At 45.2% G+C, this 15,093-nt stretch carries 13 protein-coding genes; 4 read left to right on the forward strand and 9 right to left on the reverse strand.

The window, feature by feature from the left end; genetic code table 11:
• Positions 1-5: 5 nt before the first annotated feature.
• The 3 genes from lolA to lrp all read right to left on the reverse strand — a co-directional run bounded on the left by lolA (position 6) and on the right by lrp (position 3,858).
• The gene (gene lolA, locus VT06_RS01020) at positions 6-677 is read right to left on the reverse strand and encodes an outer membrane lipoprotein chaperone LolA (protein WP_046552387.1); all 672 of its coding nucleotides are present in this window, start codon (positions 675-677) and stop codon (positions 6-8) included.
• Positions 678-3,137: a DNA translocase FtsK gene (locus VT06_RS01025; protein ID WP_046552388.1), complete on the reverse strand. Its 2,460-nt coding sequence runs from the start codon at positions 3,135-3,137 to the stop codon at positions 678-680.
• A 232-nt stretch (positions 3,138-3,369) separates the two neighbouring features.
• A complete protein-coding gene (gene lrp / locus VT06_RS01030; protein WP_046552389.1) occupies positions 3,370-3,858 on the reverse strand; it encodes a leucine-responsive transcriptional regulator Lrp in 489 nt (162 codons plus the stop codon).
• Between the two features lie 135 nt (positions 3,859-3,993).
• Here lrp and ald point away from each other — a divergent pair, with 135 nt between their 5' ends.
• Both ald and VT06_RS01040 read left to right on the forward strand, forming a co-directional pair.
• The gene (ald, locus tag VT06_RS01035) at positions 3,994-5,115 is read left to right on the forward strand and encodes an alanine dehydrogenase (RefSeq protein ID WP_046552390.1); all 1,122 of its coding nucleotides are present in this window, start codon (positions 3,994-3,996) and stop codon (positions 5,113-5,115) included.
• Between the two features lie 293 nt (positions 5,116-5,408).
• On the forward strand, positions 5,409-5,618 hold the full coding sequence (locus VT06_RS01040) for a cold-shock protein (RefSeq protein ID WP_019674402.1): 210 nt from the start codon (positions 5,409-5,411) through the stop codon (positions 5,616-5,618).
• A 140-nt stretch (positions 5,619-5,758) separates the two neighbouring features.
• Here the strand turns inward: VT06_RS01040 and VT06_RS01045 are convergent, their stop codons facing one another.
• Positions 5,759-7,213: a glyceraldehyde-3-phosphate dehydrogenase gene (locus VT06_RS01045; RefSeq protein ID WP_046552391.1), complete on the reverse strand. Its 1,455-nt coding sequence runs from the start codon at positions 7,211-7,213 to the stop codon at positions 5,759-5,761.
• Between the two features lie 131 nt (positions 7,214-7,344).
• The gene (msrB, locus tag VT06_RS01050) at positions 7,345-7,734 is read right to left on the reverse strand and encodes a peptide-methionine (R)-S-oxide reductase MsrB (protein ID WP_046552392.1); all 390 of its coding nucleotides are present in this window, start codon (positions 7,732-7,734) and stop codon (positions 7,345-7,347) included.
• Positions 7,735-7,941: 207 nt separating this feature from the next.
• On the opposite strand from msrB, the gene VT06_RS01055 reads away from it, so the two are divergent.
• Positions 7,942-10,143, forward strand: coding sequence for a hypothetical protein (locus VT06_RS01055; protein WP_046552393.1), 2,202 nt, complete (start codon positions 7,942-7,944; stop codon positions 10,141-10,143).
• 100 nt (positions 10,144-10,243) lie between these two features.
• On the opposite strand, the gene VT06_RS01060 is transcribed toward VT06_RS01055, so the two are convergent.
• The 3 genes from VT06_RS01060 to VT06_RS01070 form a co-directional block, all read right to left on the reverse strand.
• Complete coding sequence (locus VT06_RS01060) at positions 10,244-10,768, reverse strand: hypothetical protein (RefSeq protein WP_046552394.1); 525 nt, start codon at positions 10,766-10,768, stop codon at positions 10,244-10,246.
• A gap of 118 nt (positions 10,769-10,886) precedes the next feature.
• Positions 10,887-11,264 carry a hypothetical protein gene (locus VT06_RS01065; protein WP_046552395.1) on the reverse strand — a complete coding sequence of 126 codons (378 nt, stop codon included), beginning with the start codon at positions 11,262-11,264 and terminating at the stop codon, positions 10,887-10,889.
• Positions 11,265-11,301: 37 nt separating this feature from the next.
• On the reverse strand, positions 11,302-12,456 hold the full coding sequence (locus VT06_RS01070; RefSeq protein WP_046552488.1) for a serine hydrolase: 1,155 nt from the start codon (positions 12,454-12,456) through the stop codon (positions 11,302-11,304).
• Between the two features lie 217 nt (positions 12,457-12,673).
• Here VT06_RS01070 and VT06_RS01075 point away from each other — a divergent pair, with 217 nt between their 5' ends.
• Complete coding sequence (locus tag VT06_RS01075) at positions 12,674-13,465, forward strand: glycerophosphodiester phosphodiesterase (protein ID WP_052750123.1); 792 nt, start codon at positions 12,674-12,676, stop codon at positions 13,463-13,465.
• 119 nt (positions 13,466-13,584) lie between these two features.
• On the opposite strand, the gene VT06_RS01080 is transcribed toward VT06_RS01075, so the two are convergent.
• Positions 13,585-15,048, reverse strand: a complete 1,464-nt coding sequence (locus VT06_RS01080) for an amidohydrolase family protein (protein ID WP_152658955.1) — start codon at positions 15,046-15,048, stop codon at positions 13,585-13,587.
• Between the last annotated feature and the right edge of the window lie 45 nt (positions 15,049-15,093).

Consider the following 15,093-nt stretch of genomic DNA (forward strand, 5'->3'; position numbering starts at 1 on the left):
CAGACTTATCGTTGCCGCTGATCATCAATATCCACGCCAGCAGGTATCGTAAACTGAAAATGGGAGTCAGGAATATCCGAGTTTAACTTTACGTCACTAAAACGAAAAACACTTTGTTGCTGATTAATATCAATCACACTCATTTCACTGATACCGTTGTCATTAAATGCCAAGGTCAGTTGCTGTACCGAATTATTACTATCTAAAGGATGAATAATAAAAACCTGTTGCTGAGCAATAACCTGATATTGTTGCCACAGCTGAGGATCAGTGCTGGTTAATAAAGCAAACGCCGTTTGACCAACCTGTGCTTCAGCATCATAAATGCTTACCTGCTCTAACAATTCATTGTAAAACCATAATTGATTACCATCACTTACTAACAAAACAGGTTCAGGCTCTACTCCTTCAAACCGAAAACGGGCAACCTGTTTTAACAATAGCGTGCCCTGCCCTTGCTGTAGCAACTGCTGTTCACTGTCAAAAACTTGCTGTTGATAATTGGCAGAAAAGCTGCGGATTTTTGTCAGTTCAGCCAGTAATTGTGGGCTGCCATCCGCCGCGCTAAGCCGTTGCTGTTGTATCTGGTTTAAGTGCGGCGCAAAATCCACTGAAGCTTGGTTTTGAGCCATGGCCACACTGCTGAATAACATGACGACTAATGCAAGTTTTTTCATTTAATAACCTTTAGGTTGGGCCGGGACCATCACTTCACGATTGCCATTATGGCCAGGGCTACTGACCACACCACTCATTTCCATTTGTTCTACCAGCCGTGCAGCCCGATTATAACCAATCCGAAATTTACGTTGCACCCCTGACACAGAGGCGCGGCGGCTTTCAATGACATGGGCAACCGCTTGATCATATAGCGGATCAGCTTCGCCTTCATCACCTTCCATCGTCTCGCCTGGCAGTAAACTCTCTTCGCTGGTTTCACCGTTAAGTATTTCAGATATATAGTTCGGTTTGCCACGCTTTTTCCAGTCAGCCACTACAGCATGCACTTCATGATCATCAACAAAAGCACCATGTACCCGGTTAGGCACGCCAGAACCTGGCGGCAAATACAACATGTCACCCATACCCAGTAAGCTTTCAGCACCCTGTTGATCTAAAATCGTTCTGGAGTCAATTTTCGATGACACCTGAAAGGCGATCCGGGTTGGAATATTGGCTTTAATTAAACCCGTGATGACATCTACCGATGGCCGCTGCGTGGCTAAAATAAGGTGTATACCGGCAGCGCGCGCTTTTTGGGCAATACGAGCAATTAACTCTTCAACCTTTTTACCAACAATCATCATCATGTCAGCAAATTCATCTATAACCACCACTATTGCTGGCAGCTTTTCCAGTAATGGCGCGGACGTTCGCATATCATCTGACGGTTTCCATAGTGGATCTTTTAATGGCTCACCGGCTGCACTAGCCTCTTTCACTTTAAGGTTGTAACCTTTCAGGTTGCGAACCCCTAAAGCAGACATCAGCTTATAACGACGCTCCATTTCACCCACACACCAACGTAGGCCATTGGCGGCGTCTTTCATGTCAGTAACCACTTCAGTTAGCAAATGTGGAATACCTTCATAGATTGATAATTCCAGCATTTTCGGGTCGATCATTAAAAAACGTACATCATCTGGTGTCGACTTATATAGCAGACTACAGATCATAACATTAACGCCAACTGACTTACCGGAACCGGTAGTACCGGCAACCAATAAATGTGGCATTTTTGCTAAGTCGGCTACCACAGATTTACCAGCGATATCTTTGCCCAGCACCATCGTCAGCGCTGATTTAGATTCAGTGAAAATGTCGTCACCAATCACTTCAGATAAGCGTACAATTTCACGGTGCTGATTGGGCAACTCCAAACCAATAAAGGATTTCCCAGGGATAACTTCTACTACCCGCACACTAATAGCAGACAGAGAACGGGCTAAATCTTTCGCCAAGCCAGTAATTTTGCTTACTTTTACCCCAGGCGCTAAATCCAGCTCAAAGCGCGTAACTACCGGCCCAGGGTGCACGCCCACTACTCTGGCTTCAACATTAAAATCCAGTAGTTTAGCTTCAACCAAACGCGATACCCGTTCTAAATCAGCCGGGTCAATTGGGTTTTGTGCTTTATCAGCTCGGTCTAATAAGGCTAATGAGGGTAACTCTTCCAGAGTGTGCTGTACTTCTTCGCTGTAATCAGAATCTTCATCTTCTTCTGGAAACTGCATTAACGGATCGAGTTGTTCCTGCGGCTTAAGCTGGGCCAATGTTTTTGACACATGTTCGCGGTTTAATGGCTCGTCTACCGCACTAAACGACAGCTGTTCATCGGCCAGTTGATCCATGCTGTAATAAGCTTTTGCCTCAGTCTGCAGATTAAGCGGTGTAATCGGTAAGGGTGCGGTTGCTTTCGATTTACTAAAAAGAGCGGGCTCGGCACGTTGTTTAAATGGCTTATTTAATGCCAATGGCACGGTGTCGTCTTCCTGATCATCCTCAGTTGGCGGCGCACTGCCAAATCGTTCGGACAACCAAGCCGGTAACGCTAGCAGGGCCCGGCTCGCTTTAAAACATGCCACACCAAGGTAATCGGCTACGGTTAACCAGGAAATGCCGGTCATCAGAGTGAGCCCCGTCGCAAACCCTGCCAGTAGCAATAAACTGGACCCAATAAAATTGAAATAAGGTAACAACAATGTCGTGGTGATATCCCCTACCGCACCGCCAGATGAAAAATAATAAATATCGTTAAAATTCATATTACTGATTGCAGTAGCACACACTAAGGTTAACACCAACCCAACTAAGCGTAAGCCGAGGATCAGGTAATCTAATGCCAATACATCGTGATGTCGCTTAAATAACAAATAACCAAAAACCGCAATCAAAAAAGGGACAAGGTAGGCGATCCAGCCCAAACTAAACAGCAGAATATCCGCGACTCTGGCACCAATTGAGCCGGCGTAGTTATTAACACTGGTTTGATAGCCTGTTTGCGACCAACTGGGATCGGCCGGATCAAACGAAAATAAGGCTAAAAGTAAAAACAGCGCCAACGCCCAAAACAGGATTAATCCAACTTCGAGCAAGCGTTGTACGCCATTTAAAGGAAATAGTATTTTGCTTTGCAAATGATGGGCCTCGTTATTTTTATTCTGTCTGGGCAGACCTTACTACCATACCAGAGCCAGTAAAAAAGTGCATCTGTGCCATAGCTTATAGCGAATTAGACGGCACAATAATCCAGTAAAAATATAGTAAATACACAGTACAAGTACTTAGTGTAAATAGGTAGCATAAGTAAGTAGCATAAGTACTCAGCAAAAGGTACGTTAACGTAGTGAAGATTAACCGTAGCTTTATTTATAAGCTCATCGCTACAAAACTACTTTGTTTCACCTCTTCCATCACCACATAAGTACGACTTTCGCGCACACTTGGCAATCTGAGCAAAGTTTCACCTAATAGTTCACGATAGGCTGCCATATTAGCTACCCGGGTTTTCAGCAAAAAATCAAAACTGCCTGACACCAAATGGCATTCCTGAATCTCTGTTAGTTTCTGTACTGATTTACTAAATTCATCAAAATCTTCCGGTGAGGTTTTACTCAGGGTTATTTCGACAAATACTAATAACGCAGCGCCTACCTTGTGCGGGTCTACCAAGGCGGTATAACCTAAGATATATCCCTCAGCTTCGAGTTTGCGCACGCGCTCCAAGCAGGGCGTAGGGCTTAAACCAACTCGCCTGGCTAATTCTACATTCGCTAGTCGGCCATCGTGCTGCAATTCCGTGAGTATTTTACGATCAATACGGTCTAACTTCTTGATGCTCTTACTTAAAGAGTACATAGCAGTGAAAACCACCTATTTTAAAAATTAAACAGAATTTTGCACTACATCAACACATTAAAACAAGCATTAATTCTGTATTTTACGCTGTATACTGCGCATAAATTTTACCTATAACCATCAGGGCGGAATATTATGATTATCGGCGTACCAAAAGAAATAAAAAACCACGAATACCGGGTAGGTATGACGCCAGCCAGTGTGCGCGAACTCATTGGCCATGGCCACAGTGTTTATGTCGAGCATAATGCCGGTATTGGTATTGGTTTTACCGATGAAGACTACACCGAAACTGGCGCAGTGGTGCTGACTTCGGCTAGCGACGTGTTTGCCAAATCTGAAATGATTGTTAAAGTAAAAGAGCCACAAGCCGGTGAACGTGCCATGTTACGTGAAGGTCAAATCCTCTTTACCTATCTGCACCTTGCCCCTGATATGCCACAAACAGCCGATTTAATAAAATCAAAAGCAGTGTGTATTGCTTATGAAACGGTAACTGATAATAAAGGCGGCTTACCGTTATTGGCACCGATGTCAGAGGTAGCCGGGCGCATGTCAATTCAGGCTGGAGCGCGGGCTTTAGAAAAATCTTGTGGTGGCCGTGGCATGTTATTAGGCGGCGTACCGGGTGTAGCACCTGCTAAAGTAGTCATTATTGGTGGTGGTATGGTTGGCACTAACGCGGCACAAATGGCGGTTGGTTTAGGTGCTGATGTTACTGTGTTGGATCGCAGTGTAGACGTGTTGCGTCGCATAAATGCCCAGTTTAATGGTGCGGTTAAAGCCATTTACTCCACTGCCGCGGCGCTGGAACAAGAAGTGCTGGCTGCTGATTTAGTTATAGGTGGTGTGTTGGTTCCGGGTGCAGCTGCGCCTAAACTGATTACCGCGGATCACATTAAACGCATGAAGCCAGGTTCAGCCATTGTCGATGTTGCTATCGATCAGGGTGGCTGTGTCGAAACCTCTAAACCCACCACTCATGCCGATCCAACTTATATTGTTGATGAAGTAGTACATTACTGTGTGGCGAACATGCCAGGCGCGGTTCCACGCACCTCTACTTTTGCCTTAAATAATGCTACTTTGCCATTTATAATCCGGTTAGCTAATAAAGGTTATAAGCAAGCTTTGCTAGACGACAAGCATCTTATGGCAGGTTTAAATGTCTATCATGGTAAAGTGACTAACGAAGGTGTCGCTGAAGCTTTAGGCCTGACTTATGTTGCACCAGCACTGGCCATCAGTAATAAATAAACTTAAATTAACTTTTAGTAAAAACCGGCTTTAAGCCGGTTTTTTGTTTTCGCTGTGTTAACTTACTTAATTTATTAAAAACGCTATACATTTAGGAAAAAACTGTTATAGTGCACTCCGGCCTGTAATGCAGACCTATGTAACAACATGTTTTTGAACACTTCGCTACACAGCTTCATAGTAAGTCATGTCCCTGAAGATTCACGCACGTTTGCCCGCATAAGTAAAGTAACAGTCAGGCTAACAGCGCATTATGCGTAAATTAGTTTTATTAAAATTTTTAGGAGTCATTCATGGCTAAAGTAACTGGTGTAGTAAAGTGGTTCAACGCAGATAAAGGTTTCGGTTTCATCACTCAGGATAACGGCGGCGCTGATGCGTTCGTTCATTTCCGTGCAATCATGACTGAAGGTTACAAAACCTTAAACGAAGGCCAACGTGTTGCTTTCGAAATCGAACAAGGCCAAAAAGGCCCACAAGCTGCTAACGTAACTCTGCTGTAATAGCAAAGCGCGTTCAGTTTAAAAAAGCGGCCAGTTTACTGGCCGTTTTTTATTGCCTGAAATTCAGATTTGTTTGCTAACATGAAATAAAAAAGCCGCAAATTGCGGCTTTTAAAATTAAGGATGATCCGTCCTAAATTCTAGTATTTAGCTACTGGTAATGTTGGGTATTTAATACCTGCCATATCGTTCATTACCCGAATGACTTGGGTGCTGTAACCAAACTCGTTGTCATACCATACGTACAACACACAGCGGTCACCGTCAACAATGGTGGCTTGCGAGTCGACCACACCGGCATAACGCGAACCCACTAAATCTGAGGAGACGATTTCAGTAGAGCTGGTGAAGTCAATCTGATCCTGCAGTTCTGAAAATAACGAAATACGCTGTAAATAGGCATTCATTTCTTCGCGATTGGTTTCTTTGTTCAAGTTTAACGACAGTATCGCCATCGAAACATTAGGCGTTGGAACCCTAATAGCATTACCGGTCAGTTTACCTTTTAACTCTGGCAGAGCCTTAGCAACAGCACTGGCAGCACCCGTTGACGTGATAACCATATTCAGGGGGGCAGCGCGGCCACGCCGCTCGGCATTGTGAAAGTTATCAATCAGGTTTTGATCGTTAGTATACGAGTGCACGGTTTCCACGTGGCCATTACGAATACCAAATTCATCATTCAATGCCTTTAAAACCGGGGTAATCGCATTGGTGGTACAACTGGCTGCTGATACAAACTTGTGCTCGGGTAAAATCATATGCTGATTAACCCCATAAACGATATTTGGAACGTCACCTTTAGCCGGTGCAGTTAATAATACCTTCGCCGTACCTTTACTCTTAAAGTGAATAGCCAGTTCATTATCATCTTTCCAAATACCGGTATTATCCACGACAAGGGCGTTATCGATGCCATATGCAGTGTAGTCTACCTGCTCAGGCGAGCTGGCATAGATAACTTTAATAAAGGTACCATTGGCTTTAATACCCTGATTTTCTTCATCAACAGTAATGCTACCGTTAAATGGGCCATGAATAGAATCACGGCGTAACAGGCTGGCCCGCTTTTCTAAATCACCTTTTTTACCACCACGCACCACAATAGCTTTTAAGCGTAATTTGCTACTGGGCCCAGAACGTTCCAGCATTAAACGCGCCAATAAACGACCAATACGGCCAAACCCATATAACACCACATCAACTGGCTTAACTTGATCTTCGTGATCCAAAATATCGACCAGTGCACGCGCTAAATACTGCTCAAGGGTTAAACCCGCACCGGAGTTTTTAAAGATAAAACTATAAGCTAATTTACCGATATCAACCCGGCCTGGCGCCAAATTCATTTTGCTAATCGCTTCCAGCACCGGAAAACATTCCCGCAAGCGCAGCTTCTGGCCTTCAAAACGTTCTACTGATTTATGCGCTTTAATAATATCAATAGTAGTGGCGTTAACCAGAGGGCGGCCATATACCACTACTTCAATGCCTTTATTGCGATAAAGGCGACCAATAATAGGCTGCATATTCTCGGCGTATTCCTGGCGTTCCTGCCAGCTTTTTTGGTACTGCTCTGCGTGTGATAGGGTCATGTGTCGGCCTTTTACTTCAAAAAGATGAATTAATCGGAGCCTCGTGCTGTTTTGTAGGGTACAGCTTGTTTACGAAAGGCGGCACATTGTAATAGATATTGAAACCTTACCACAACCATTACAGGGCAATTTCAGACTTTTGCTTCATGTTGGAACGTTAAACTAACCGAGTTTACGCAATAGCGTTGGCCACCGACCTCTGGCCCGTCATCAAACACATGGCCCAAATGCGCATCACAGTTACTGCAAAGTATTTCAGTCCGCTGCATACCGTGCGTGGTGTCGCTGTGGTACTTAACCCTACCCTTTAAAGACTGAAAGAAACTGGGCCAGCCGCAACCGGCATCAAACTTTGCGGCTGAGGAAAATAATACGGCAGTACAACACACGCAGTGGTATGTGCCATCAGCAGTATGATGCAATAATTTACCAGTAAAAGGGTACTCAGTGCCTTTTAATCGGGTAATTTGATACTGCTCATCGGTTAAGCGTTTTTGCCATTGTTGCTCTGATAACTTCATAATAACTTCCGGGTTGGGACAGTAATGGAATGATTACTTACTTTACCAAGGGATAATTATGCGAAAGCCACTCATTTGGTTCACTCCTAAGCTGCCACTTTTTATTATGTCGCCACTTGAGAATGGCGCAACCAGCAGCTACTGTTATTGGGTGGTAGCCTTTCACGGCAATGTGGTCCACATGTTCAGGTAACCTAAGGACCTTGCATGAATACTCCCCTACCGCAATCAGCGCATTTGCAATCTGCCGCAGAGCTGGCGGCTATTGCTCATTCACGTTCAATTCGCTTAGAAAATCAAACTGTGCCGCCGGTTGTTACCTCACAAAGCTTACGAGCACTGTGTTTATCAGGCGGCGGTATACGCAGCGCAACCTTCGCTGCCGGTATCTGTAATAGCTGGGCGCAAAAAGAGGGGCATTTATTACGCCAGTTTGATTATTTATCTACGGTTTCTGGTGGCGGTTATTTTGGTGGTTTTTTTGGCCGAATGTTTATGGCTTACGCAAACCATTCTTCTACTGAGCAACAATTAACAGCGAAACCTGATGTCAGAAGGGTATATCAGCGTTTGGCCGATGTAAAATCAGAAAATATGCAATACTTAAGGCGAAATGGCCGCTATTTAGCGAAAAGTGGTGATGAAGCCTTTATTGCAGCAGGTTTTTTACTGCGAAATTTTCTCTGGTTACATCTGTTATTGTGTAGCGCGTTACTTCCCATATTCACCTTATTACATCTGCTTAATATCTTGGCTTTTAAGCCGCTGCACAGCCTGTTTAATAATGAGCAAAGCCAATGGGTGTCAGGATTTATTCGCTTAGAGTGGGCCTTAGTACTAATAAGTGTACTAGTGTTTTTACTTAGTACTATTGTTTATTATTGTTATCCGGCAAGTGCAATTAATAGACTTCGGAAAATTGCCAGGCTGCAGGGTCAGTTGGTGCTATTCGGTTGTGCCAGTATTGCCCTTGCAATCGTTAATACCTTGGCACCAGCGCTACATCAATACAGCGGCAGTATTGGTGCGGCTATGCTGCTGGTAGCTGGGGTGCTTTATCGATTCTACCCACTCCTTAGCGAGTTAAGCCCACGTTTTCACCAGTTACATTATGTTGCTGCCGTACTGGCGCTGCTGATGGTAGCCAGTTACAGTCTGCTATTCAGTTTAATAGGCTTTCAGCTGGCGCTTATTAGTTATGCTCTACCCCAGGACAATTATGGTTGGTATGGCCAATACTACTTATTATGGTTTTTACTGTGTTGGGTTTTTAGCTACCAGCGTGACTTAATTAACCGCAGCAGTCTCAATACGCTTTACTCTGCTCGCTTAAGACGGGCTTATTTAGGGGCAGCCAATCAGTATCGTTTTAATGAAACTGACGAACAAAAAGAAGCCGTTAGTAGCTACCACGCGCAAGACGACATGCCGCTGACGACTTACCAGCCCCAGCAATTCGGCGGCCCGGTACATATTATTAATGTGACGATTAATCGTACATTATCGCCGCACAGCAAATTGTGGCAGCCTGATCGGCAAGGTCTTAATTTGGCAGTTAGCTCAGTTATTGCAGACAACCCGGCGGCCATCTATGCAGCTAATCCTGAACAACAATGGTTGGCTCAGCGAGAGCAACTGGCACTGGCAAAATGGCTGGCTATATCAGGTGCCGCCGTCTCTACCGGCATGGGCGCACACACCAAATGGTATACCAGCTTAATTTTAGCGCTGTTTAACCTTCGTTTAGGCTATTGGTGGGGCGCAGAGCGCAGGGGTAACGGTAATCACTTTTACAGTTGCCTGGCTAAAGAGCTGACCAGTCGTTATGATAATAAACCAGGCTGTAGCTGGTACTTGTCTGATGGCGGCCATTTTGAAAACCTGGCAGCATATGAAATGATCCGACGTCGTGTACCAAGAATAGTCATTATTGATGCCGGTCAAGACAGTACGTTTGCTTACGCTGACTTAGCCAACTTAGTGCGGCATGCCCGTATTGATTTCGGCTACGATTTTAAATGCGCCAGTGAACAACAAACTCAGGCATTGTTTGGTGATAAGGCTGATATCAGCCAGTTGCAAAATCTGGCTGGCTGTCCGGCCGATTTAAAAAACACAATAGCAGGAGATCCTCAGCCTAAACGGGCCTGTCTGTTAGTTGGCCACTATAGTGCCAAATTTACACAAAACGACCCCCCAGCAGCACCTATTTATGTGTTGTATATTAAGCCAAACCTAACGGGTAACGAACCTATTGATATCACTAACTATCAACAGCAGTTTTCTGAATTTCCACATCAGTCAACTGGCGATCAGTTTTATGATGAAGCGCAGTGGGAAAGTTACCGCAAACTAGGCCAGCATACGGCTGATGAGCTTTATTATTTGGTCAATGCATTTATTGCATAACCCAATAACTCAAACTGACACTTGTTACTGTATTAGGCGTGGGTAAACATCAATAAGTTGCTACATGTACATTGCGATAATAAGCAAAACCGTCACTGAGTTAATTTTGAAAAAGTTGCTCTATACCCCGGCGATAACGAGACGATATATTATCTAAGTCTTTCATACCATTAACCAATTGTTTAAGCTGATTGTCGCTGTCGGCCAATAAAAAACTATAACCACTACTGGCTGACGTTAATATACCCATATTAAGTTGCATGGCACCATCGTCAGAGCGGATAAATACCAGATTATTGCGTATTTTAAAATACTCAGAGCTATAGTGGAAAAATTGCAAAGCATATTCTAGCTGCTGAAATGAAGTTGGATAAGCAGAACGCTTAGCAGGATACTCGCTAACAGAGCGAACTAGTTGCTCTTGCTTTGCATAAATCGTGTCGGCTTTTATGCCCGACATTTGAAAATATAACCGGCAAAACCCTGGCTTCTTTTGCTCTATAAGCTGCCAGCAACTAGCATTGCGTTCAGTATTAAACTGCACGACTGTGGCAGCGCTAAGATTACATGATAATAGTAGTAAGCCCATTACCACCAACAAAAATGGTGCTCTAATTAAGTTCATACTGCCCCTTAATAACTACAGTTTGCAACACATTTAGCTAATAAAGCATATACGTTTAATAAGCTATAGTAGCATTACTATTGGCATGCAATTAAATATATTATTTATCTGTGCTAATTTAATCCGCATTACTATTTTTAATATCATTATCAGGCCAAAAACGCACCATTAACGCAGCAATCGCCAGCACAAAACCCATTCCACCACTAATCAGCGTTAACAGGCATAAACTAAAAAACAGCCAATGGGCCAGCGGTTTATTTAAATAAACAATATAACCTAACACCAGGCGGCTAAATACAAACACGATAGTAGTGGCAATACTGATAGTAAACGACCAACCGGCATTATCCTCATTGATTAATCCGGCACTCGTCTGCTGCAGCTCAGGCATCTGAATAATCAACATCAGCAAATACAACAGTGCGCTGAACAGCAACAATACCCCCAAAACCCGCTGAACCAACGTTCTGGATATAACAGTCTGTTCTATCATTTAATTACCCACATTTTTAAACCTTGCAAGCCTAAAGTTATTCTGTTGGCAACGCAGCCAATATTTTTGCTACCAGTTGGTTTAATTCATCACCATTGCCAATCCAGCGAGCCACAAGTAACAGGTCGTTCTGCTGGTCGATATAGATAATATTGCGTCCGGCGCCCTGAAAGGTAATCGCGCTTGCAGGTGCAGCAGGCAGTGCCTGACGCTCTGGGTTTAAAAACCAGTTGGCATAACCGTAATCTGTTTTTGCCGCGCCACCAGTGCGGGCTTTGGTAATAAAGTCGCGGCTAATCAGCTGTTTTCCCTGCCAGTTGCCGTCACGCAAGAACAAATAGCCAAAACGGGCTAAATCCCAGGCGTTAATAAACATACCGCCGCCCCAATGCCCCCCGCCAGATACGCTTTGCATTTTCTGGCCATCCAGCTCAATCCAGCTGTTGTCATAACCATACCAACGCCAGGTTGAACTGGCTCCAATCGGTTGCATAATGCGCTCATGCAACACCGCAGGTAACGGTTTGCGCCAAACATAGGTTGTTGCTAATGCCAGCAAATTAATCCGTACGTCGTTATATTTATAATGACTGCCTGGAGTATGTAAAGGCCGGTTAGGCCAGTCTTTTGGCTCGCCTTGTGGCCGGTCGGCCCAATCTGGTTTACCCCATAGGCTACCCTGCCAGTCACTGGTTTGACGCAGCAGATGATCCCAGCGGATCTGTTGGTTATGTTCACTACTAAATAGTGTGTTATCGCTGGGTAAGTAAGGGCCTACTAAATCCTCTGCATCAGAAATTAATCCTGTATCCAGTGCCAGGCCGGTAACAGTGGTCAAAAATGTTTTACTAATACTGTGAGTCATATCAACACGCGTGGTATCGCCCCACTTTGCAATAACGTTACCGCGATACACAATCAGCCCATTGGCTGGCGCCCGAACCGACATAGGACCAATAATTTGATCAAATGGTTCACGCGCACCAAAAGTAGTGGCTTGCACTATCGCCTGATCTTTTGCTGCGGGGTTGTCGCTGGCGATAGCAAAATCGACTGCCTGCTGCAGTTTAGCGGCATTTACACCCAAACTTTGCGGTGTTGCCTGCTGCCACTGCCCTGCCGGCGGAAAGTATTGCTCTGCTGCTATACTGTTGACGCTCACCAACCATGTTACCCATATTAAATATTTCATAAAATACTCCGATAGCTTTACTTGCTTAAGGCTATTCTTATTATTGTTTAGCGTTTTAACCAGGCTTTTTCGATAGCAGCTAGTTACAGCACGCCCATTAGCAAAAAACCATACAACACCACTTTTTACTAATGGGGTATTACTCACTAAGATTAACGTTTTCCGACTGAAAGCTGAAAATGTTATAGTTTGTTTTAAAGGCAACTGGATACACCATGTGACCGACTTTACTGATCATCTAAATAACCTGGCCAACCAGTTGTGGCGGCTCAGCCCTGCTTGCCGTATACCGGCCAACCTGGCTCGCTTAAAGCTGGTGGCGCATCGCGGTGCTTATATCGCGGGTAGCAACAGCCCCGCACCGGAAAATACCCTGGCAGCTTTTGACCGCTGCCTTAAGCATAACATCTGGGGTATTGAGCTGGATATTCGGCTTACCCAAGATGGTGAGCCGGTGGCGCATCACGACCCTGCTTGTGGCCGCTTATTTCAGCGGCCAGACTTAACTATTGCCACTACCCCGTTTGCTAAACTGCGCCGTGAGTTACCGCAAATACCTCATTTGCAGGAAGTTATAGCGCGTTACGGCAAGCAATTACATTTAATGATTGAACTAAAAGAATCCTGGCGGGAACGCCAGCCGCTGCAGCCACAGCTAACCACATTATTAGCGGGGCTTGAGCCTGGCGAAGATTACCATTTGCTTAGCCTTAAACCTGATCATCTGGAAGGATTTCGGCAGTTGCCACCAGCCGCCTTAGTGGACGTGGCCTTAACCAATGTCAAAGACACTATGCGCCAAAACCATGCGCTTGGCCACGGCGCCGTTGCCGGTTCTTTTGCACTGTTTGGTAGCTCACTTATTCAGCAGCTGCAGCAAGCAGGTAAACAGATCGGTACCGGCCAAATTAACCACCCCGCCATAATGAACCGCGAAGCCGCCCGTGGCATTGACTGGTTATTTACCGATCAGCCACTACGCCTGCAAGGCGTAAAAGCAAAACCTTAGTTCACTGACAGGTAAACTTAACCCGGCTAAGTTCAGCAGATACGCTTTTCCCCGTAATAACGCCACTATTTTAAAAAGCACGACTAAGTATTCTAAAACCGTTTACTAGTAAACAGGCCTTAGTTGTCTCCAAACTTGATTTGCAGCGCCCGCCAGGCAGAGCGCGTTAACGACGTATCTGTTGCAGCAGCTCGCAAGACCTCCAGATCCGCTTGTTGAATTAAGTGTCCTCTTATAATAACGGCTACCGGACGTTCTACCGCACCAATCCCATCTAACGGGTTATCAGCTAGTAATACTAGATTAGCGCGATAGCCTGTAGCAATTACGCCCGTTTGCTCAAAACCTAAAACTTGGGCACTTACCCTTGTGGCGGCAGCAAGAGCGTCATAGGGAGACAACCCTGCCTCAACCAGCAATTCTAATTCTCTGGTAAGTGATGCCCCCGGAACAATAGCAAAGCCCCCCGAATCAGTTCCGACAATAAGCGGCACGCCGGCTTCATACAACAGCCGTGTTGCCGTTTTATAAAACTCAGCTCGCGGCCCCTCGTAAACGGCAGGGTCAACCTTACTCCAGTACTTTACGGCGTCGTTTCCCATTAATCGTACCAGCGGGTTAATAGTATTCGTGCCAGGCTGCTGCAAATAAGCGCCTCGGCTTTGCGCTATTAGTACTAAACGTTTGTGGGCCAGCAGTGTCGGTGTAACGGCTTCTCCAGAGGCTGCCAGTTTAGCAGCAAGTTCACGCATGCCACTCTCAGTTGGGTTATCACGCAAGCCATGCCAGACTATCGTTTCAATATGCTCAAGTGAACTGAATCCACGGCCAAGCGTTTCTTGCCAGGCTATGTCAAAAGGTCGCTGGTGCGGTATTCCTTTCAGTCTTTCGCCTTCAGGTGAATGACCTGTCAGGCTCATCCCAAGCAAGTTTGCTTCATCGGTAATGGCTTTAAATGCTTCCCGGCTAAGATTTGAATACACTTTAAGTATGCGATAGCCAGCGCGATATTGCGCCTGTACTGCTGCGCGAGCTTCTGCGTCTGTTGTAACGGTCTGTTGAATAAGGGTTTGGTTGGGGCCTCTGCTGTTCAGCATTGGCCCGGTCGTAATAAAATCAGGCGCAAGCAGCTCACCTTTAGCGATGCGCTTAGCCAGCGGCAAGTGAAATGGGTAGCCTGACATATTGCGCAGCCCCGTAACGCCATGTGCCAGATACGCCGCAAGCTCAGCCTCATCGCTCAGATGTATATGTGCATCAATTAAACCCGGTATTATGGTGTAACCGAGGCCATCAATAACGGTAACGCCTGCCGGTGCTGTCAGTTCGTTAGCAGCGCCTATTGCGGCAATGCGATCACCTACCACCAATATGGCACGCCCCTTTTCAATAGCCGGTGCACCAGGTCGCATCGAGATAAGCTGGACATTGTTAATCAGGATAGCGGCGAGTTTAACAGTATCTGTTTTAAGGTCTTTCGGAAGGTCATAAATGCTATACCATACCCAAACAAGCGCTAAGCTAAACAGCAAGGCAACGCCAATACTCATTGGCTTAAAAAAACTAAATCTAAAGGGGCGCATTACAAATGCCACCCGTTGTTTAGCAAAACCGAAACATGCCACTTC

The sequence above is a fragment of the Arsukibacterium sp. MJ3 genome, from assembly GCF_000987765.1.
Taxonomy (GTDB): domain Bacteria; phylum Pseudomonadota; class Gammaproteobacteria; order Enterobacterales; family Alteromonadaceae; genus Alishewanella.